Origin of the sequence: Pseudomonas onubensis (assembly GCF_965653655.1) — a bacterium.
Classification (GTDB): Bacteria; Pseudomonadota; Gammaproteobacteria; order Pseudomonadales; family Pseudomonadaceae; genus Aquipseudomonas.
In genome coordinates this window covers 95,265-115,090 of record NZ_CBFHAZ010000005.1, presented here as the reverse complement: position 1 = coordinate 115,090, position 19,826 = coordinate 95,265, and the positions used below count along the sequence as shown (strand labels likewise).

Below are 19,826 nucleotides of genomic sequence, written 5' to 3'. Positions count from 1 at the left end.
GGATCAGTTAATACATCTGCTGACTGACACACCGCTTTCGCGAGCAAGCCCGCTCCCACATTTTTATCCGGTTTCTTCAGTGGGTTTCGCCTAGCAGCAACCCCTGCTCCCGCGCGCACAACTCCACCACATAATCCCACAGCACACGCAACCGCACCGACTTGTGCAGCTCCCGGCGCGAGCTGATCCAGTAACTGCGCTGGATGTTTTCTGCCGGCAGCAATGGCACCAGCTCGGGGTCGCCAGCGGCCATGAAACACGGCAGCACCGCAATGCCCAATCCCGAACGCGCCGCCTGGTGTTGAGCAATCACGCTGGTGCTGTGGAATACCACTTTGGGGTTGCGGCAAAAGCTGCTGAGGAACTTGAGTTCCTGGCTGAACAGCAGGTCATCCACGTAATCGATCCAGGCATGGGCGGCGAGGTCTTCGCGCTTTTCGATCGGCGGGTTGCGCGCAAGGTAGGCGCGGCTGGCGTAGAGCGCGAGGCGGTAGTCGGTGAGTTTGCGCGTGACGAGTTGGTCGACGCTGGGGCGTTCGAGGTGGATGCTGATTTCCGCTTCACGGTTGAGAATGCTCACAAAGCGCGGCACCGCTACCAGTTCCACTTCCAGCCCCGGATAACGCTCGAACAGCCCGCCCATGCGGCTGGCGAGGAACATCACGCCCAACCCCTCGGCCACGCCAAGGCGAATCTTGCCCAGCGGCGCAGCGGAATGAGTGAGTTCGTCTTCGGCCAGCAAGGCGACGTTTTCCATGGCCTCGGCGTGCTTGAGCAGCGCTTCACCGGAAGGCGTCAGTTCGTAGCCTTGGGCATGCTGCACGAACAGCGCAGTGCCGAGGCTTTTCTCGATGGCCTCGATATGCCGGGCCACCGTGGCGTGCGTGGTTTTCAGGCGCTGCGCAGCGGTAAGCAGGCGGCCGCTGCGTTGCAACTCAAGAAAAAACCGCAGGTCATTCCAGTCGAACATGTCGCCTCCAATGCGAGAGCCTGAGCCGCGCTGTTTAAAAACGCACAGCAGCTGGGTAAAAACTAACATTTTTAAGACGAAAACTAACAACTAGGATGGGGCCAATAAGAAAAACAAGCGAGACCTCAGATGCCCATTGCAACTGCTGAATACGATTACATCGTCGTAGGCGCCGGCCCCGCAGGCTGCCTGCTGGCTAATCGATTGTCCGCCAACCCCGCCCACCGCGTGCTGCTGCTCGAAGCCGGTGGCCGCGACAATTATCCCTGGATCCACATCCCCGTCGGCTACCTGTTCTGCATCGGCAACCCGCGCACCGACTGGTGCTTCAAGACCGAAGCCCAGGAAGGCCTGCAAGGCCGTGCACTGAGTTACCCTCGCGGCAAAGTGCTGGGCGGCTGCTCCTCCATCAACGGCATGATCTATATGCGTGGCCAAGCCCAGGATTACGACGGCTGGGCCGCCGCAGGCAACCCCGGCTGGGCCTGGAAAGACGTGCTGCCACTGTTCAAACAGAGCGAAAACCATTTTGCCGGCGGCTCGGAATTTCACAGCGATGGCGGTGAGTGGCGCGTGGAGCAACAGCGCCTGCACTGGCCGATCCTCGATGCCTTTCGCGATGCGGCGGCGCAAAGTGGTATTGCGCCAATCAGCGATTTCAACCAGGGCGACAATGAAGGCTGCGGCTACTTCCAGGTCAACCAAAAGGCCGGGGTGCGCTGGAACGCGGCCAAGGCGTTTCTCAAGCCGATCCGCCAGCGCCCTAATCTGACCGTGCTGACCGAAGTGGAAGTCGACCGTGTAGTGCTGGAAAACGGTCGCGCTGCGGCCGTGGTCGGGCGTCAACATGGGCAACAGCTGAGCTGGAAGGCACGCAAGGAAATCGTCTTGTGCGCCGGTTCTGTTGGTTCGCCCGGTATTCTGCAGCGTTCGGGGATTGGCCCGTCCGCTGTGCTCAAGCCATTAGGCATCAACGTGCTGCATGAACTGCCGGGGGTCGGCGGAAACCTGCAGGATCACCTGCAACTGCGCCTGATCTACAAGCTCGAAAACGCACGCACCTTGAACCAGATCGCCGGCACAGTGTGGGGCAAGATGGGCATGGGCCTGCGCTACCTGTATGACCGCAGCGGCCCATTGTCGATGGCGCCCAGCCAGCTCGGCGCCTTCGCCCGCTCCGGCCCGGAACAGACGTCGGCCAACCTTGAATACCATGTGCAACCGCTGTCATTGGAACGTTTTGGCGAGCCGCTGCATGCGTTTCCGGCGTTTACCGCGTCGGTCTGCGACCTGCGCCCGCAAAGCCGTGGCCGCATTGATATCCGCTCGGCCAACCCAGCGGATGCACCCCTGATACGGCCCAACTACCTCAGCCATCCCGAAGATTTGCGCGTGGCCGCCGACGCGATCCGCCTGACCCGCCGCATCGTCGCCGCACCGGCCCTGAGCCAGTTCAAGCCGGTGGAATACCTGCCGGGCGACGCGCTGCAAACCGAAGAACAACTGCATGAAGCCGCCGCGCGTATCGGCACGACGATTTTTCACCCGGTGGGCACTTGCCGCATGGGCGATGACCAAGACGCAGTGGTCGATGCGCAACTGCGCGTACATGGCGTGCCGGGCCTGCGTATTGCCGATGCCTCGGTGATGCCACGCATTACATCGGGCAACACCTGCTCACCTACACTGATGATTGCGGAAAAGGCAGCGCAACTGATGCTTTCGCCGAACACAAGGAGTCTCGCCCCGCAGAGAGAAACGGTTCATGCAATCTGAATAGCGGCGCCGCACCCGGCGCCGACAGTGGAACAACAATAAATAATCACTGTGAGGGATACCCGATGTCAGAACATGCTCAACCCCTGGGTTCGGCCGTCAAGGCGAGCACCGGCAGCGAATCAAGGAAAGTCATCTTCGCCTCGTCTTTAGGGACGGTGTTCGAGTGGTACGACTTTTTCCTCTACGGCGCCCTGGCGGCGGTGATCAGCAAGCAATTCTTTGCCGGGGTCAACGACACCACGGCGTTCATCTTTGCCTTGATGGCCTTTGCCGCAGGCTTTGTAGTGCGCCCGTTCGGCGCGCTGGTGTTCGGCCGCCTGGGCGATATGATCGGGCGCAAGTACACGTTTTTGGTCACCATCATCCTGATGGGCGTGGCGACCTTCTGTGTCGGGCTGTTGCCGACCTATGCCAGCATCGGCATTGCGGCGCCGATCATTCTGATCGTGCTGCGCATGCTGCAAGGCCTGGCATTGGGCGGCGAATATGGCGGTGCAGCCACTTATGTGGCCGAGCACGCACCGGCGGGCAAACGCGGCCTGCACACCAGCTGGATTCAATCCACCGCAACCCTGGGCCTGCTGCTGTCGCTGCTGGTGGTGCTGGCTTGCCGTTACTTCACCGGCGACCAGTTCGAAGTGTGGGGCTGGCGCATTCCGTTCCTGTTCTCGATTGTGCTGCTGGGCATTTCCACCTGGATCCGCATGAGCCTGCATGAGTCGCCGGCATTCCTGAAGATGAAAGAGGAAGGCAAGGCGAGCAAGGCGCCGATCCGCGAATCCTTCGGTAAATGGGAAAACCTCAAGGTGGTGCTGATTGCGCTGTTCAGTATCAACGGCGGGCAGGCAGTGACCTTCTATGCGGCGCAGTTCTATGTGCTGTTCTTCCTCACGCAGTTCCTGAAGATGGACCCGGCCCTGGCCAATATGCTGTTGATTATCAGCGTAGTGATCGGCGCGCCGTTCTTCATCCTGTTTGGCTGGCTGTCGGACAAGGTTGGGCGCAAACCGGTGCTGATGCTCGGCTTGCTGCTGGCCACCGCGCTGTACTTTCCGATCTTCAAAGGGCTGGCGCACTACACCAACCCGGCGATGGACCAGGCCAGCCACCAGGCGCCGATTACCGTATTGGCCGACCCGGCCACCTGCACCTTCCAGTTCGACCCGGTGGGCAAGGCGCGTTTTGACAGCCCGTGCGACAAGGTCAAGACCTTCCTGGTCAAGCAAGGTCTGCCATACAGCAGCGCCGCCGCGCCAGCCGGCAGCCCGGTGCAGGTGAGCGTGGGTGATGTGCGCATCGACGGTTACGACGAAGCGGCCCTGCGCGGCGCGGTGACCCTGGCCGGCTACCCGACTTCGGCGGACGTGGCCCAGGTCAACAAGGTGATGGTGGTGGTGCTGATCGTGGTGCTGATTCTGATCGCCGCGATGTGCTACGGCCCGTTGGCAGCGCTGATGGTGGAACTGTTCCCGACGCGTATCCGCTACACCTCGATGTCACTGCCCTACCACATCGGTAATGGCTGGTTTGGCGGGTTCCTGCCGACGGTGTCGTTTGCCCTGGTGGTGTACACCGGCGATATCTTCTACGGCTTGTGGTACCCGGTGGTCGTGACCGGCGTGAGCTTGCTTGTGGGGTTGTTCTGCCTCAAGGAAACCAAGGACGTAGACATCAATAACAATTGAGTCAGCTGCAAGCTGCAAGCGCCAGGTAAAAGCTGATCGGCTTCTACTTGAAGCTTGCAGCTTGAAACTTACAGCTGTACATCCATACAGATAATGGTTGCTCAATTGCCTTTGACTGAGCATCCTGCAAGGTATCAACCCGATCTGATGTGATGACCATGCGGCTGTACCTCTGTGAAAAACCCTCCCAGGCCAAGGATATCGCGGCCGTACTCGGCGCCAGTCGGCGTGGCGACGGGTGCTGGCTGGGTAATGGGGTCACAGTCACCTGGTGCATCGGCCACCTGCTGGAAACCGCCCCACCCGACGCCTACGACGCTAAATACAAGCGCTGGGTGCTGGCCGACCTGCCGATCGTGCCGGACAAATGGAAGATGCTGGTCAAGCCCAAGACCGCCAGCCAGTTCAAGGCCGTCAAGCGTTTGCTCGGCGAAGCCCAGGAACTGGTGATCGCCACCGACGCCGACCGCGAAGGCGAGATGATCGCCCGTGAGTTGGTGGAGCATTGCCGCTATCGCGGACCGATCCAGCGCTTGTGGCTGTCGGCACTGGATGAAGCCTCCATTCGCAAAGCCCTGGCCGCCCTCAAACCCGGTGCCGAAACCTTCAGCCTGTATCACTCGGCCCTCGGCCGCTCACGCGCCGACTGGCTGATCGGCATGAACATGAGTCGCTTGTTTACCCTGCTCGGGCGTCAATCCGGCTATCAAGGCGTATTGCCGGTGGGCCGCGTGCAAACCCCGACGTTGCGCCTGGTGGTGGACCGCGACCGCAGCATCGCCGACTTTGTGCCAGTGGCTTACTGGGCCATTGATGTCGACTTGCGGCATGACCGCATGACCTTCACGGCTCAATGGCGCGCCGCTGAGGATGCCTGCGACGATCAAGGCCGCTGTCTTAACCCGCAACTGGCTCGCGATGCGGCCGATGCGATGACCAACGCCGCCAGCGCCCGGCTGGTCAAACTGCGTACCGAGCGCATGCGCGAAGTCGCGCCCCTGCCCTTCGACCTCGGCACGTTGCAGGAAATCTGTTCCAAGAAGCTCGGCCTGGGTGCACAGGAAACCCTGGACATTGCGCAGTCCCTTTACGAAACCCACAAAGTCATCACCTACCCTCGCAGTGATTGCGGCTACCTGCCGCTCAGCCAACACAGTGATGCACCGAAGATCTTGGCGGCGCTGGCCCGCGCGGATACGGCAGTCAATGAGCTGATGCCGCATATCGACCCGCAACGCCGCTCGCGGGCCTGGAACGACGCCAAGGTCAGCGCGCACCACGGCATCATTCCTACGGGAGCCGGTAAGGACGTCGCGCAACTGGCCGGCAAACACCGTGCGGTCTACACGCTGATTCGCGCGCGCTACCTGGCTCAGTTCCTGCCCAACCATGAATACGACCGCACCCAGGCGGATTTCGACTGCGCCGGCCAAGCCTTGCGCGCGGTAGGCAAAGTCATCATCGAGCCGGGCTGGAAACGCGCCCTGCCCGAGGCGCTGGCGCCCGCCAAAGGCCGTGAAGCTCCCGCACCGCAGGCCTTGCCGACCTTGGTGCAAGGCCAGGATTACGCGGTGGCCAAGGTCAACCTCAAGGACCTGTGGACCCAGCCGCCCAAGCCCTTCACCGAGGGCGACCTGATCAAGGCGATGAAAAACGTCGCCAAACTGGTGGAAGACCCGCTGCTCAAGCAAAAGCTCAAGGACACCACCGGCATCGGCACTGAAGCCACCCGCGCTGGAATTATCCAGGGCTTGCTCGACCGCGGTTATCTGGTCAAAAACGGCAAGGCGCTGTCGGCCACTCCGGCGGCGTTCAGCCTGATCGACGCGGTGCCGCGGGCGATTGCCGACCCAGGCACCACCGCGATCTGGGAGCAGGCACTGGACATGGTGCAAAACGGTGAAATGAGCCTGGAAGAATTCGTCGCCAAGCAGGCGGCCTGGATGAGCAAACAAGTGGCACGCTGCAATGGCATGCGCATGACCATCACCGGCCCAGCCAGCCCGGCAGGCCGAGGCGCTACGCCGTGGAAAAACAAACGCAAGGCCGCACCACGCAAGACAACAGGCGCTACAAAGCGGGCGAAAAAACCGAAAAGTGCCGGCTAAATCGCGAAATAATCCGGCGAATGACGTTTTTCGACGGGTTTAACGCCGCTTTGGGCCTTGCGGCGCTGTAGCCCGTCTAGGATTCTGTAGGGGACTCGCTGACTTCCTAACAACAACACCGGAGTGGCCGCCATGAAAACCGTTGCACAAGTGCTCAAAGCCAAGGACCAGAAGAATCAGGACGTGCATACCATTCAATCGGACCACACGGTATTTGAGGCGCTGGTGCGAATGTCAGAAAAAAACGTCGGGGCCTTGCCGGTGGTCAAGGAAGGCGCAGTTGTCGGCATCCTCAGTGAACGTGATTACGCGCGCAAAATCATGCTCAAAGGCCTTTCGTCGGTCACCACAAAGGTCCATGAGGTAATGAGTTCGCCGGTCATTACCGTGGATACCCATAAAAGTGTCGAAGAATGCATGAACATCATGACCGACAGTCACCTGCGCCACCTGCCCGTGGTCGAAGACGGCAAACTGCTGGGCCTGCTGTCCATCGGTGACTTGGTAAAAGAGGCCATTGCCGAACAGGCCGACCTGATCAAACAGCTGGAGCAATACATCCGCGGCGAATAGGGGAACCCATGCTCGATACGCTGGACCATCAAGAAGACCATCTCGACACCCTGTACCGGGCCATGGCTGAACGACGCTTTTTGGTCTTGACCGGTGCAGGTATCAGCACGTCATCGGGTATCCCGGACTATCGCGACAGCGAAGGCGTGCGCCGTGGCAAGGCGCCGATGATGTACCAGGAATTCCTCGCCACCGCGCAAGCGCGTCGCCGCTATTGGGCACGCGCCATGCTGGGCTGGCCACGGGTGCGTATTGCGCAGCCGAACCAGGCTCATCTGGCACTGGCCACGCTGCAGCAGCGCGGCCGTATCAGCGGGCTGATCACGCAAAACGTCGACACCCTGCATGATCAGGCCGGCAGCCATGATGTAATCGAACTGCATGGCAGCCTGCATCGTGTGCTGTGCCTGGATTGCCAGCAGCGCAGTACCCGCGATGTGATTCAGCGGCAGATGGAAATCGACAATCCTTACCTGGTGCAGGTCCACGCGGTGCAGGCGCCCGACGGTGACACGCTGCTCGATCCGACCTTTGAAGAACGCTTCCAGGTTCCGCGCTGCCCCCATTGCAATGGCGAGCGTCTGAAGCCAGACGTTGTGTTTTTTGGCGAGAACGTGGCGCCGGCGACAGCAGCCAGGGCCATGGCCGCCGTGGAGCACGCCGGCGGGCTGCTGGTGGTGGGTTCTTCACTGATGGCCTATTCGGCGTTTCGCCTGTGCAAAGCGATGGTGGAGCAAGGCAAGCCGGTAATAGCCATCAACCTGGGCAAGACCCGTGGGGATGAGCTGTTGCAGGTGAAGATCCAGGCGTCATGCGAGCGGTTGTTGCCTCTGCTGGCCGAGCGATTGCGTCAGTAGGCACACTGCAAATCAAAATGTGGGAGTGGGCTTGCTCGCGAATGCGGTGGGTCAGTTCAACATTTTTTAACTGACAGTACGCATTCGCGAGCAAGCCCGCTCCCACAGGGGTTCTGTGTTGATTTGGCCATTGCACCCACCGAGACCCACCGCACAAAAAGTGACGCCCAAGTCACGTTTCCCCGCATTCTCCCGTCCCCACAGCAATTTATGTAGTGACTAAAAATAATCACTACATAACCGTTGACGTAACCTTTTTGTCCTTGCATTATCGAGACGTCTCCCGGATCGGGAGCGTTGGTAACACGCGTTTTGAACAAGCTCGTCTGACCGCCGAGCTGTTTTTTCCGGATGTGCACTGCCCACAAGGCAGATTGATGAAGCTGACCGGCCCGCAAGGATCGGTACAAGAAGCTCAAACGCTGCTTGTCTTCGTGATGAAACCATTACGTAGCCGCTCATCAGCAAGACTACATGCATCAGGTTCAAGACCCTGCCCGTATTCGGCAGACCGTTACTGACGCCCGGTTTTCGCAACCGGAGACAACTAAGCAGTTTTAACGAACCAACTGATAGATCGCCAACTGGTCAAGGGGCTTACACATGAATCTGAACAACCAACCAAGTATCGATGAATTGGCTGAGATGTTCTTAGCGCAGAAAGACACTCTCGACGACCATATTCTGTGGGTTGGCAAGTCGGGCGAGGTCAAAATTGACTGCCTGGCGCCCCACACCGAAGAAGCCGAGTTCGACCGCACCCACCCCGAACTGGCGGCGCGCCTGAAAATGTACCGCCGCGGCCAGGGTTATGTCGGCAAAAAAGCAGCGGCCGATCGAAACTTCATTGAGCAAGTGTTCGACACACTTAACAATGCCTGGGCATCTTTTAAGGATAACTCGCAAGTTAAAGTGATCGACCGCTACTACTAAGTAAAACTTGCCCATTGTGGGAGCTGGTTTGTTTGCGATAACGGTTTAACGTCCAACACTTTTTTTGAATGTTAAATAGCTATCGCAGGCAAGCCAGCTCCCACATTTGTTTTGTGGCACGCTCAAAAAGTCGGGAAACGTCCCTTCGCTGCTTCGTCGCGAAAAATATCAAACAACACCTGCGCCGCCGCCGAGAGTTCATGACCGGGCTTGGTGAGTACACCAATCGGACGCTCGATGACCGGGGCACTCAAGGTGATGCAATGGGCGCCCGCCTCCTCCATCTGGCGCGCGCACAGCGCAGGCACGGCGCTGACACCCAGGCCACTGGCAACCATCTTGCCGACCGTGGCCAATTGATGACTTTCCAACGCCACCGGCAATTTCATCTGCAAGGCCCCGAGATGCTCCTCCAGCATCACGCGCACCGTCGAGGGCCGTTGCAGGGTAATGAACGGGTGTTCCAACAGGGTGTTCCAGTCGACTTCGGTACGCTGCACCAAGGGCGAATCACCGGGCACCACCGCGATAAACCGGTCCAGGTATAAAGGTGTGAATGCCAGTGACGACCCCTCGGACGGCTCGAACGCCACACCCAGTTCCACTTGGCGATCGCGGACCATCTCCAGCACCTGTTCATTGATCAGGTCGTGCACCGTCACATTCACCTGCGGGTAGCGCGCGCGGAATATCTTCAGGATCGGTGGCAGCAGGTTGCCCGCAAACGACGGCATCGCCGCCACGGTGACGCGGCCCCGTTGCAGGGTGAAACGCTGACGCAGTTCGTCTTCGGCATTGTCCCAGTCGGCAATCAACCGACGCGCCAGCGGCAGCAGCGATTCACCTTCAGGCGTCAGTGCAACGTTGCGGGTATTACGGCTGAACAGGCGCCCACCCAGGCCCTCTTCCAGGCCCTTGATGGTCAGGCTCAGCGCCGACTGGGAAAGGTGCAGGCGCTCGCAGGCCGCGGCAAAACTCAGGCTTTGGGCCACGGCGAGAAAGGCACGCATCTGTTTGACGGTCATGAGGCTGCTCCGGGCGGCGGTTGGACTATGCTGTTTTCTAAATCAATCAACCTTAAAAAACAACTTAACAAATCAATCCGTCGGCGCAACACTCAGTTCATTGGCTGGCCCACACACAATAAAAGAGGTGCATATGGCAGGTTTCGATAAACGCGTGGCGTCCTATGAAGAAGCACTGGCAGGCCTGGAAGACGGCATGACCGTGCTCTCCGGTGGGTTTGGCCTGTGCGGCATTCCAGAAAACCTCATCGCCGAGATCAAGCGCAAGGGCACCCGCGACCTGACCGTGGTTTCCAACAACTGCGGCGTCGACGGGTTTGGCCTGGGCGTACTGCTGGAAGAAAAGCAGATCAGCAAGGTCATCGCCTCCTACGTCGGTGAAAACGCCCTGTTCGAGAAGCAACTGCTCAGCGGCGAAATCGAAGTGGTGCTCACGCCCCAAGGCACCCTGGCGGAAAAAATGCGCGCAGGCGGCGCCGGCATCCCGGCCTTCTTCACCGCCACCGGCGTCGGCACTCCAGTGGCCGAAGGCAAGGAAACCCGCGAATTCAACGGTCGCCCGTACCTGATGGAAGAGTCCATCACCGGCGACTTCGCCATTGTCAAAGGCTGGAAGGCCGACCACTTCGGCAACGTCATCTACCGCCATACCGCGCAGAACTTCAACCCGCTGGCGGCTACTGCGGGCAAGATCACCGTGGTCGAAGTTGAAGAAATCGTCGAACCGGGCGAGCTGGACCCGGCGCAGATCCACACCCCAGGCATCTACGTCGACCGAGTCATTTGCGGCACCTTCGAGAAGCGCATCGAACAGCGCACCGTCCGCAAATAATCCGCCAGCCCAAATAATAAGGAGACAACACATGGCTCTTACCCGCGAACAAATGGCTCAACGCGTCGCCCGCGAAATGCAGGACGGTTTCTACGTCAACCTCGGCATCGGTATCCCGACCCTGGTGGCCAACTACATCCCCGAAGGCATGGAAGTGATGCTGCAATCGGAAAACGGCCTGCTTGGCATGGGCCCGTTTCCGACCGAAGAAACCATCGATGCCGACATGATCAACGCCGGCAAACAAACCGTGACGGCGCGCATCGGCGCCTCGATCTTCTCCTCTGCGGAATCCTTCGCGATGATTCGCGGCGGGCATGTCGACCTCACCGTGCTCGGCGCATTTGAAGTGGACGTGCAGGGCAACATCGCGTCGTGGATGATCCCCGGCAAGCTGGTCAAAGGCATGGGCGGCGCCATGGACCTGGTGGCCGGTGCAGAGAACATCATTGTGATCATGACCCATGCGTCCAAGGACGGTGAGTCGAAATTGCTCAGTCAATGCAGCCTGCCGCTGACCGGCGCCAAGTGCATCAAGCGCGTGTTGACTGACCTTGCGTACCTGGAAATCGAAAATGGCGCTTTTGTCCTCAAGGAACGCGCACCTGGCGTCAGCGTTGAAGAGATTGTGAGCAAGACCGCCGGTAAACTGATCGTCCCGGACCACGTTCCAGAAATGCACTTCCAGTGAGGACAGATTCCATGCAAGACGTCGTGATTGTTGCTGCCACCCGCACCGCCGTGGGCAGCTTTCAAGGAGCGCTGGCCAGCATCCCGGCACCGGAGTTGGGCGCGGCCGTGATCCGTCGCCTGCTGGAGCAGACCGGCCTGGACCCGGCTCAAGTCGATGAAGTGATCCTCGGTCAGGTACTGACCGCAGGCAGCGGCCAGAACCCGGCGCGTCAGGCTTCGATTCTGGCTGGCCTGCCCCATGCGGTGCCGGCTATGACGCTGAACAAGGTCTGCGGCTCGGGCCTCAAAGCCCTGCACCTCGGCGCCCAGGCCATCCGTTGTGGCGACGCCGATGTGATCATCGCCGGCGGCATGGAGAACATGAGCCTGGCACCATACGTATTACCCGCTGCGCGCACGGGTTTGCGCATGGGCCACGCCAAGATGCTCGACAGCATGATCACTGACGGCCTGTGGGATGCGTTTAACGACTACCACATGGGCATCACCGCCGAGAACCTGGTGGACAAGTACGGCATCAGCCGTGAAGCCCAGGACGCCTTCGCCGCCGCCTCCCAGCAGAAAGCCGCCGCCGCTATCGAAGCCGGCCGGTTTGTCGATGAGATCACCCCGATCCTGATCCCGCAGCGCAAGGGCGACCCGGTGGCCTTCGCCGTGGATGAACAACCGCGCGCCGGCACCACAGCCGAGTCGCTGGCCAAGCTCAAGCCCGCGTTCAAGAAAGACGGCAGCGTCACCGCCGGCAACGCCTCCAGCCTCAACGATGGCGCCGCCGCTGTGCTGCTGATGAGCGCTGACAAAGCCAAGGCTCTCGGCTTGCCGGTGCTGGCGCGTATCGCCAGCTACGCCAACGCCGGTGTCGACCCTGCGATCATGGGCATCGGCCCGGTCTCGGCGACCCGCCGCTGCCTGGACAAAGCCGGTTGGAGCCTGGGCGACCTAGACCTGATTGAAGCCAACGAAGCCTTCGCCGCGCAATCTTTGGCGGTGGGCAAAGAGCTGGAATGGGATGCGAGCAAAGTCAACGTCAATGGCGGCGCCATCGCCATCGGCCACCCGATCGGCGCCTCAGGCTGCCGCGTGCTGGTGACCCTGCTGCATGAAATGATCAAGCGCGACGCCAAGAAAGGCCTGGCCACCTTGTGCATCGGTGGCGGCCAAGGCGTAGCCCTGGCGCTCGAGCGCAGTTGATCTAAAAAGCAACAGGCTAATTGTGGCGAGGGAGCTTGCTCCCGTTGGGCTGCGCAGCAGCCCCAGTCAACAAGAGCAACACGAGAAAAGGCTCGATTCCACGAAAATCGGGCCTTTTCTTTGCCCGGTTTTCCTGAAAAAACGCAATACTTATGTGGGAGCTGGCTTGCCTGCGATAGCAACGTGTCAGCCAAGCAATTGTTACCTGATACACCGCTATCGCAGGCAAGCCAGCTCCCACAGTTGACCTTCATTGTAAGTCAGTGAGAATGAGGCACCGCAAACACCCCATTCGCCCGTGCCACCACCTTGTCGCCCACTTGCAGGCTCACGGTGGCAAACGCCATCTGCCGGCCACGCTTGTGGTGCTCCAGGCGCACCACAATCCACTCCCCCACCTGCACGGCACCTAGGTAGTCCAACGTCATGCTGGCGGTTATCAACGGTAACGGCGGTTCGCTGGAAAACGCCATCGCATAACCCATGCCGACATCCGCCAGGGTCGCCAACACCCCACCGTGCACCGTGCCACGGCCATTGGCGTGGCGGTTGTCGGCACGCAGGCCGATTTCCAGTTGTAACCCTTCACCCCGGCAATACGCCGGACCTAACAGGTCGAGCAACGGGCTGCTGCGTGGCAGAGAGACAAAGCCTTCGGGCACGGCGTGAGTGATCATGGCGAGTTCTTCCTTGGCCAAAACACAAGGTGTAACCCAGCCTCCCCAAGACCGCCATCAAGATCAGCCAAGCCAATGATCAACAATCAGCTAGCGCTTCATGCAACGCTGATAGCGCTCATCCACACGCTTGGCAAACCACGCGGTGGTGAGGTTGCGGGTGATCTTCGGGCTTTTGAGCACGATGCCCGGCAAAATCGCGCGTGGCACCGGCTTGCCGGCAGCCTTGTCGGCCAGGGCAAAGACACGTTGATAAAGCGTGGTTTCCTCGAAATCGAACTGCTCACCCTTTTCCAGCTGGCTGCGGATGCTGGGGTTGCGCATATCCAGCTTCGCGCCCAGGGAACGCACCGCCAACTCGGTGGTGCCGGGCAGCAGTGAGCCATAACGAATCAGATCCCCGTCCAGCGCCAGCTCGGTGCCGCTGACTCGGCTGACAGCGGCCTGGAACGCGGCATTGCGACTGGCATACCACCCCGCGTTGAAATCGGCAAAGCGGTACAGCGGCTGGTCGTAGCTCACCGGGTAACCGAGCAAATGCGTAATGCCGAAGTACATGCCGCCACGACGAGTGAAGACTTCACGGCGAATGGTGCCATCCACGGTGTAGGGATAATCGCGGGCGTGTTGCTGCGCAAAGTCGATGCTGACCTGCATGGGGCCGGCGGTGTGCACCGGGTTGAAGCCTCCGAACAAGGTATTACCCAGGGGCACCATGCTGATGAAGTCGTCAAAAATGCCGCTCAAGTCCTTCTCTGTACGTGCGGCACTGAGGCGCTCGGCGTAGGTCTTGCCGGTGGGCGAACGCAATTGCAGCGTGGTGCGTACCACAAAGGCCGGCACATGGACCTTGCCGGCGCGGCGCAGGATTTCATCCTGGGCGATCTTGCCCATGTTCGGCACCGGCGGGTCTACTTGGTAGGTGGACTCTTGCTCAGTGACCGCCAGCACGGCGCAGATATTTTCGCTGCTGGGGTAGATTTTCCGGGTGTCGAAGGCGGTGTAGATGTCTGTGGCCCAGCCGTTGCGGTCCGCCACCGTGGCCGGTAACAGCCGCACAATCTGCGCCTTCACCTCGGCCTCGCTGCGTTCAGGCAGCTGCGGGCCGCGTGGGGTGGCGCAACCGGCCAGCACCAGCAACGTGGTGAGGCACAGAATCAGGCGGCTTGAATACATGGGGCTTCCTTGAATAACGACGGGCCGGGTTGTGCGGATATCGACAGGTAAGTCTAACCGGGGTTCGCCGACCTGCTGCATTTGTCAGTGATGACCAAACGTGACTGCCTGCTGTACGACAATCACATCACCACACCCGACCGAACAGACGACAAAAACTACGGAAACATCCTACCAATCCGCCGGATAAGCACTGCTGCGCGCGTCTTAAAACCTCTGCAAAGTCCTTCGCCTGATCACACAGTGCGAGGGATTGCAGATGGTTTTGTTTGTTAGAGCCCGGGCCAAAGGGGCTAGCGCTTGAACCCGGCCATTGGCAGGCTGGCCCTGACCCCAATGGACGTGAAGACGGTCGACGTTGAAAGCGTCTTCCGCGATTTTCGCGAATGCCTGAATACCTTTGACGACTGGGCGTCCAGCTTCTGGAGCCTCTCGGCGCTGGATGTCGAGCAGGTGTTCAAGGTCGGGGATGAGGTGGCGCTGGTCGCCCCGATCAACCGCTCCATCATTCCCAGCAGCACCGTTGCCACGTGCCAGACCAATGGCACGTTGACTCTGGTGCATATGTTCCAAAGCGCGCGCTTTGTGCCCATCGGCAATACGCCGGTGGTGCTGCAACGCGTCGATCCCAACGGCGGCCCATTGGGCGAGCCGATCCACCACACCATCGGCCCCAGCGGCATTCTCGAAATCACCGAGTGTGATCGTAATCAATCGTACCGAATCAGTTTTTATCCCGATGTTTCCAAAGATCATGTCAAGGCACTGTACGCGTCTTATCAGTCAGTGATTGCGGGGCTGGAAGTGCGCCTGCGTAAAGAATGGAACGACACATTCCAGACGCAATGGGCAATTTATACCGACGCCAAACCGCTCGACCAACGCAGGATGCTGGAGAAAGCGGCTCTCAATGGCATGGGCACGGCGCTCTACACCCTTTGGGACAACTTGACGCAGCTGTTTGACCTGTTGGCGGACATCAAGCCCAACAGCGAGAAGTTGCTCAAGTACATCTCCCAAGCCGAGCTTGATGAGCTGCTGGCACTCAGCAACGACGCGATCGCCAACGGCCTGCTGGTACTCAGCGATGAGCCGCTGTTGTTCATTTACGTGTCGGCGATGGTCAGCTGGATGCGCCTGCTGCCGCCGCAAGACATGCATGAGTTGATGGGCGAAATCACCGGCGAGGTGTTGATCAACTTGCTGTTGATTCGGGCGACGGCGGGCATGGGCGTGGCAGTACGCCTGGGCACTCAAGTCCTCGGGCACATCAAGTCCGGACGGGCGCGGAGTTTGCTCGAGTTGCTGGCAAAACAGCATGTGGGGCCGACGTTGGAGCCACATGTAGCGGCGGTTAAACCCTTGTTGCTGAGCAGTGCCCCGACGCCGATCAAGACCGTGCCGGTTGCGCCGCTGAAGGCTGGGGACCAGTTGGTTGCCAACCCGGTGCCGGCGGTGCGCGGCAAGTCGCAGCAGACCGCGTTGGTGCGCCAGGAACCTGTGGATGATGTGCCGGCTTCGGGCAAGAACCTGAACGGCGATGCGGCGGCCCCTGCGGACAAAACCGTTACCAACGGTTGCCCGGTGTCGATGGTTACCGGCGAGGAATTGCTGACACTCACCGATGGCACGTTGGATGGGATCTTGCCGTTTGAGTGGACGCGGTTGTATCGCACCAGTGCGGTGGAAGTGGATGGCGGGTTGGGGTTTGGCTGGAGTCATTCGCTGGCGCACAGGCTTTCTGTTTCCGGTGATTCGGTGGTGTGGACCGATCATGAGAATCGCCGTACCGAGTTTCCGTTGCCTACTGCTGCTCGACCGGCGATTACCAATAGCTTGGCCGAAGCGGCGATCTACTTGGGCGACTTGCCCGATGAACTGGTGCTGGCCCAGGCGTCGCGCTTTTATCACTTCCACGATGGTGTGCTGGTTGCCATCAGCGATGCGTATGACAACCGGCTGCGAGTTTTTCACGATCGTTTGGGGCGGGTTGAACGGCTGGATAACGGTGTGGGGCGCTCGCTGTTTCTGCGTTATGAGCTGGGCCGCATTGTGGCGGTGGACTATCAGGTTCATCGCGCCAAAGGGCATGAACCCTTCGAATGGGTGACGGAGCAGAGCGTTGTTTCCTACGCCTATGACGGATTGGGACGACTGGTTTCTGCGACCAATGCTGTAGGTGAAACCGAGGTTTATCGCTACGACGAGCAGCACGTCATTCTTGAGCGCGGGCTGGCCGGTGGCGCGAGTTTCTTTTGGGAATGGGAACGGGCTGGTAAGGCAGCGCGGTGTGTTCGGCATTGGGCCAGCTTTTCGCAGATGGATACGCGGTATGCCTGGGGGGATGACGGCCGTGTCACGGTGCATAACGCTGATGGCAGCCGGGAAGTGTATGTCCATGATGATCGTGCGCGGTTGGTGCAAAGGATTGATCCTGACGGTGCTGAACACTTCAAATCCTATGACGACAAGGGCCGGCTGACGGTCGAGCAGGATCCGCTTGGGGCGGTGACGGGGTATCAGTACGACGAAGCCGGACGCTTGGTGGCGCTGTTTCCGGGGGACGATGAGCCGACGTGCTACGAGCATGACAACGGTTTTGTGCGGGTTGTACGCCGTGGTGAGGCAGTTTGGAAATACGAGCGTAATGATCAGGGCGACGTCATTCGTAAGACCGATCCTGACGGCAATATCACGGACTACAGCTACAGCAAATATGGGCAGCTGACGGGAGTTTGGTTTCCCGATAACAGCGTTCATCGGTTGGTTTGGAATGAACGGGGGCAGTTGCTTGAAGAGCTACTGCCCAATGGCGGGATCAAGCGTTATCGCTATGACGGTCTTGGGCGACAGATCACGCGGGAAAATGAGCACGGCGGGCTCACGCAGTACCAATGGGACGCTGCTGGACGCCTGCGGAAACTAACCCAGCCCGGTGGCGCAACACGCGAATACAGCTACAACGCCTACGGAAAAATCACCGCCGAACACGACGAACTCGGCCACGTCACCCGTTACGAATATGCCGACGGCCTGCACCTGATCAGCCGCCGTATCAACGCCGACGGCAGCCAAATCAAGTATCGCTACGACAATGCACGCCTGCTGCTGACCTCAATCGAAAACGAGGCAGGCGAAACCTACCGGCTCGATTACCACCCCAACGGCCTGATCCAGCAGGAAATCGGCTTTGACGGCCAGCGCACGGCCTATGTGTATGACCTCAACGGCAACCTGGCGGAAAAAACCGAACACGGCGACGACGGCAGTCAGCTCGTTACCCGCTACAAGCGAGACCACGCCGGTCGCCTCGTAAGAAAAAACCTGCCAGACGGCAATGTTGTCAACTATGCCTACGACCGCCAAGGCAATCTCCTCAGCGTCGACGACGGCCACTGGGCGCTGGCCTACGAATACGACCCGCAAAACCGCCTCACCGCCGAACACCAAGGCTGGGGCACCTTGCGCTACGGCTACGACGCCTGCGGGCAGCTGAAAAACCTGCGCCTGCCGGACAACAACCGCCTCACCTTCAACCACGACAAAGGCGGCCACCTTTCCACCGTCGAGCTGAACGGCGAAACCCTCACCTCCCACCTGTTCAAAACCGGCCGCGAACACCAACGCCAACAAGGCCAGCTCCTCAGCCACTACCACTACGACGACCAGAACCGCCTGCGCGCCCACGCCGTCAGCCAACAGCAACACACCCTTTACCAACGCCAATACGACTACGACAAAACCGGCAACCTCACCCGCCTGCTCGACACCCGCAAAGGCGAACACCACTACCACTACGACCCCCTCGCCCGCCTGACCCGCGCCGACCACTCGCAAGACGTACAGGAACGCTTCGGCCACGACCCGGCCGGCAACCTGCTGATGCAAGACCGCCCCGGCCCGGACATCGTGGCGGGGAATCGGTTGATGATTCAGGGCGATCATCACTACGACTATGACGCTTTCGGCAATTTGATCCGTCAGCGGCGTGGCAAGGGCCATCAGCTGGTTACTGAGTACCGCTACGACTGCCAGCATCGGTTGATTGGGATCACACAACCGAACGGGCAAACCGCCAGCTATCGCTATGACCCATTTGGTCGGCGGATCAGCAAGACGGTGGACGGGAAAACCACGGAGTTTTTCTGGCAAGGCGACAAGCTGGTAGCTGAACACCATGCGGACTGCCACCGCAGCTACCTCTACGAGCCAGACAGTTTTCGGCCGTTGGCACTGCTGGAAGGCTTTGGGCCTGAAGACACCAAACCCTTCCACTACCAACTCGACCACCTCGGCACGCCGCAGGAACTGACAAACCCCGAAGGCGAAATCGTCTGGTCCGCGCACTACCGCGCCTACGGCGAAATAGCCCGCCTCGACGTAAGAAAAATCGACAACCCGCTGCGCTTTCAGGGCCAATATTTCGATGCGGAAAGCGGGCTGCACTACAACCGCCATCGCTACTACAATCCAGATATTGGCCGTTACCTGACGCCGGATCCGGTGAAGCTGGCGGGTGGGATTAATGCGTACCAGTACGCCCTGAACCCTACGGGCTGGGTGGATCCGCTAGGACTCAGTAAATGTCCTGGTGAATGCGGTCCCTTTGAGGGCGCCGAAGATCCGGCTAACAGTGCAATATTAAAAGGCAGCCATCCGACGCTGCCTGCACCTGAAGAAATTGAGTGGACAGCTCATGGTTATAAGCACAGCCCTTCAAAGAAAATGCCTTGGAAAGATATTTTGGCAACAACCAAGTCCGGTCCAGCCAAGTACAAGCCAGGCATAAATATTGAAAATCTGGAAAGAGAAGCCTATAAAAACGGCAGAGCGGCTACTAATGGAAAACCGTGGAAAGTGATGGAGTACCCTGAGAGCATTGGCGCTAGCGAGGGCGTATCCAGCCGTTGGATACGCATAGAATTAAGCGCAAAAACAATTCACGGCCATCCCATTTCAGAGCAAGAATTTCGGAGATTAACTAAATGATCTCGTTAGATTTCCTACAAGGCAAAGTTACTTACGACGAGCTCTCGATGTTGCAGGATTCAGGGATTGAGCATCAAGCCCATAACCTGAAAGAGGACATGCTTCAGGTGGAGTATCCGCACGGTTTCCTCATTGATGTAGGTTGGTATCCTTCATTCGACGCCAAAGGACACTTCCAGGTTAAGGTCGTTAAAGACTATGAATGGGAATCTCCCGCTCTAACGCTTACCGCGCAGTCAATTAGTACGCTAAGAGAACAAATGCTGCTCGCTCAAGTTTCGATTAACGCAGAACTTCAAAAAGCCACCAATTCATTGATCGCTTGATAGCATCTAATG

At 59.4% G+C, this 19,826-nt stretch carries 15 protein-coding genes; 11 read left to right on the top strand and 4 right to left on the bottom strand.

Translation table 11 applies throughout. The features are described 5' to 3' along the window. Positions 1 to 76: 76 nt before the first annotated feature. Positions 77 to 970: a LysR family transcriptional regulator gene (locus ACTD9P_RS03560; RefSeq protein WP_438866716.1), complete on the bottom strand. Its 894-nt coding sequence runs from the start codon at positions 968 to 970 to the stop codon at positions 77 to 79. 129 nt (positions 971 to 1,099) lie between these two features. Here ACTD9P_RS03560 and ACTD9P_RS03555 point away from each other — a divergent pair, with 129 nt between their 5' ends. The 6 genes from ACTD9P_RS03555 to ACTD9P_RS03530 all read left to right on the top strand — a co-directional run bounded on the left by ACTD9P_RS03555 (position 1,100) and on the right by ACTD9P_RS03530 (position 8,905). Continuing rightward, the gene (locus ACTD9P_RS03555) at positions 1,100 to 2,746 is read left to right on the top strand and encodes a GMC family oxidoreductase (RefSeq protein WP_438866715.1); all 1,647 of its coding nucleotides are present in this window, start codon (positions 1,100 to 1,102) and stop codon (positions 2,744 to 2,746) included. Between the two features lie 65 nt (positions 2,747 to 2,811). Then, positions 2,812 to 4,434, top strand: coding sequence for an MFS transporter (locus ACTD9P_RS03550; RefSeq protein WP_438866714.1), 1,623 nt, complete (start codon positions 2,812 to 2,814; stop codon positions 4,432 to 4,434). Positions 4,435 to 4,592: 158 nt separating this feature from the next. After that, positions 4,593 to 6,542: a DNA topoisomerase III gene (locus ACTD9P_RS03545; RefSeq protein WP_438866713.1), complete on the top strand. Its 1,950-nt coding sequence runs from the start codon at positions 4,593 to 4,595 to the stop codon at positions 6,540 to 6,542. Between the two features lie 132 nt (positions 6,543 to 6,674). Further along, positions 6,675 to 7,115: a CBS domain-containing protein gene (locus ACTD9P_RS03540; RefSeq protein ID WP_438866712.1), complete on the top strand. Its 441-nt coding sequence runs from the start codon at positions 6,675 to 6,677 to the stop codon at positions 7,113 to 7,115. 8 nt (positions 7,116 to 7,123) lie between these two features. Continuing rightward, a complete protein-coding gene (locus ACTD9P_RS03535) occupies positions 7,124 to 7,972 on the top strand; it encodes an NAD-dependent protein deacetylase (RefSeq protein WP_438866711.1) in 849 nt (282 codons plus the stop codon). 603 nt (positions 7,973 to 8,575) lie between these two features. Continuing rightward, the gene (locus ACTD9P_RS03530) at positions 8,576 to 8,905 is read left to right on the top strand and encodes a hypothetical protein (protein WP_438866710.1); all 330 of its coding nucleotides are present in this window, start codon (positions 8,576 to 8,578) and stop codon (positions 8,903 to 8,905) included. A gap of 122 nt (positions 8,906 to 9,027) precedes the next feature. Here the strand turns inward: ACTD9P_RS03530 and ACTD9P_RS03525 are convergent, their stop codons facing one another. Then, positions 9,028 to 9,930: a LysR family transcriptional regulator gene (locus tag ACTD9P_RS03525; protein ID WP_438866709.1), complete on the bottom strand. Its 903-nt coding sequence runs from the start codon at positions 9,928 to 9,930 to the stop codon at positions 9,028 to 9,030. 133 nt (positions 9,931 to 10,063) lie between these two features. On the opposite strand from ACTD9P_RS03525, the gene ACTD9P_RS03520 reads away from it, so the two are divergent. Genes ACTD9P_RS03520 through ACTD9P_RS03510 form a run of 3 tightly spaced genes read left to right on the top strand, consistent with a single transcriptional unit; the run spans position 10,064 to position 12,646 of the window. After that, positions 10,064 to 10,762, top strand: a complete 699-nt coding sequence (locus ACTD9P_RS03520; RefSeq protein WP_058420641.1) for a CoA transferase subunit A — start codon at positions 10,064 to 10,066, stop codon at positions 10,760 to 10,762. A gap of 31 nt (positions 10,763 to 10,793) precedes the next feature. Beyond that, positions 10,794 to 11,453 carry a CoA transferase subunit B gene (locus tag ACTD9P_RS03515; protein WP_017135011.1) on the top strand — a complete coding sequence of 220 codons (660 nt, stop codon included), beginning with the start codon at positions 10,794 to 10,796 and terminating at the stop codon, positions 11,451 to 11,453. Positions 11,454 to 11,464: 11 nt separating this feature from the next. Next, on the top strand, positions 11,465 to 12,646 hold the full coding sequence (locus ACTD9P_RS03510) for an acetyl-CoA C-acetyltransferase (RefSeq protein WP_438866708.1): 1,182 nt from the start codon (positions 11,465 to 11,467) through the stop codon (positions 12,644 to 12,646). A 260-nt stretch (positions 12,647 to 12,906) separates the two neighbouring features. Here ACTD9P_RS03510 and ACTD9P_RS03505 read toward each other — a convergent pair whose 3' ends face one another. Further along, positions 12,907 to 13,323 carry a PaaI family thioesterase gene (locus ACTD9P_RS03505; RefSeq protein WP_438866707.1) on the bottom strand — a complete coding sequence of 139 codons (417 nt, stop codon included), beginning with the start codon at positions 13,321 to 13,323 and terminating at the stop codon, positions 12,907 to 12,909. A 90-nt stretch (positions 13,324 to 13,413) separates the two neighbouring features. Next, positions 13,414 to 14,499: a DUF1615 domain-containing protein gene (locus ACTD9P_RS03500; RefSeq protein WP_438866706.1), complete on the bottom strand. Its 1,086-nt coding sequence runs from the start codon at positions 14,497 to 14,499 to the stop codon at positions 13,414 to 13,416. A 336-nt stretch (positions 14,500 to 14,835) separates the two neighbouring features. On the opposite strand from ACTD9P_RS03500, the gene ACTD9P_RS03495 reads away from it, so the two are divergent. After that, on the top strand, positions 14,836 to 19,488 hold the full coding sequence (locus ACTD9P_RS03495) for an RHS repeat-associated core domain-containing protein (RefSeq protein ID WP_438866723.1): 4,653 nt from the start codon (positions 14,836 to 14,838) through the stop codon (positions 19,486 to 19,488). Beyond that, complete coding sequence (locus tag ACTD9P_RS03490; RefSeq protein ID WP_438866705.1) at positions 19,485 to 19,814, top strand: hypothetical protein; 330 nt, start codon at positions 19,485 to 19,487, stop codon at positions 19,812 to 19,814. The genes ACTD9P_RS03495 and ACTD9P_RS03490 overlap by 4 nt, the downstream gene beginning before the upstream one ends. The last annotated feature ends 12 nt before the right edge of the window (positions 19,815 to 19,826 follow it).

What these genes read in the sequence shown, in the direction of transcription:
- ACTD9P_RS03540 (WP_438866712.1), top strand. Translation starts at nt 6,675, where the DNA reads ATGAAAACCGTTGCACAAGTGCTCAAAGCCAAGGACCAGAAGAATCAG.
- ACTD9P_RS03490 (WP_438866705.1), top strand. Translation starts at nt 19,485, where the DNA reads ATGATCTCGTTAGATTTCCTACAAGGCAAAGTTACTTACGACGAGCTC.
- ACTD9P_RS03510 (WP_438866708.1), top strand. Translation starts at nt 11,465, where the DNA reads ATGCAAGACGTCGTGATTGTTGCTGCCACCCGCACCGCCGTGGGCAGC.
- ACTD9P_RS03535 (WP_438866711.1), top strand. Translation starts at nt 7,124, where the DNA reads ATGCTCGATACGCTGGACCATCAAGAAGACCATCTCGACACCCTGTAC.
- ACTD9P_RS03500 (WP_438866706.1), bottom strand. Translation starts at nt 14,499, where the DNA reads ATGTATTCAAGCCGCCTGATTCTGTGCCTCACCACGTTGCTGGTGCTG.
- ACTD9P_RS03525 (WP_438866709.1), bottom strand. Translation starts at nt 9,930, where the DNA reads ATGACCGTCAAACAGATGCGTGCCTTTCTCGCCGTGGCCCAAAGCCTG.
- ACTD9P_RS03515 (WP_017135011.1), top strand. Translation starts at nt 10,794, where the DNA reads ATGGCTCTTACCCGCGAACAAATGGCTCAACGCGTCGCCCGCGAAATG.
- ACTD9P_RS03520 (WP_058420641.1), top strand. Translation starts at nt 10,064, where the DNA reads ATGGCAGGTTTCGATAAACGCGTGGCGTCCTATGAAGAAGCACTGGCA.
- ACTD9P_RS03550 (WP_438866714.1), top strand. Translation starts at nt 2,812, where the DNA reads ATGTCAGAACATGCTCAACCCCTGGGTTCGGCCGTCAAGGCGAGCACC.
- ACTD9P_RS03555 (WP_438866715.1), top strand. Translation starts at nt 1,100, where the DNA reads ATGCCCATTGCAACTGCTGAATACGATTACATCGTCGTAGGCGCCGGC.
- ACTD9P_RS03505 (WP_438866707.1), bottom strand. Translation starts at nt 13,323, where the DNA reads ATGATCACTCACGCCGTGCCCGAAGGCTTTGTCTCTCTGCCACGCAGC.
- ACTD9P_RS03545 (WP_438866713.1), top strand. Translation starts at nt 4,593, where the DNA reads ATGCGGCTGTACCTCTGTGAAAAACCCTCCCAGGCCAAGGATATCGCG.
- ACTD9P_RS03530 (WP_438866710.1), top strand. Translation starts at nt 8,576, where the DNA reads ATGAATCTGAACAACCAACCAAGTATCGATGAATTGGCTGAGATGTTC.
- ACTD9P_RS03495 (WP_438866723.1), top strand. Translation starts at nt 14,836, where the DNA reads ATGGACGTGAAGACGGTCGACGTTGAAAGCGTCTTCCGCGATTTTCGC.
- ACTD9P_RS03560 (WP_438866716.1), bottom strand. Translation starts at nt 970, where the DNA reads ATGTTCGACTGGAATGACCTGCGGTTTTTTCTTGAGTTGCAACGCAGC.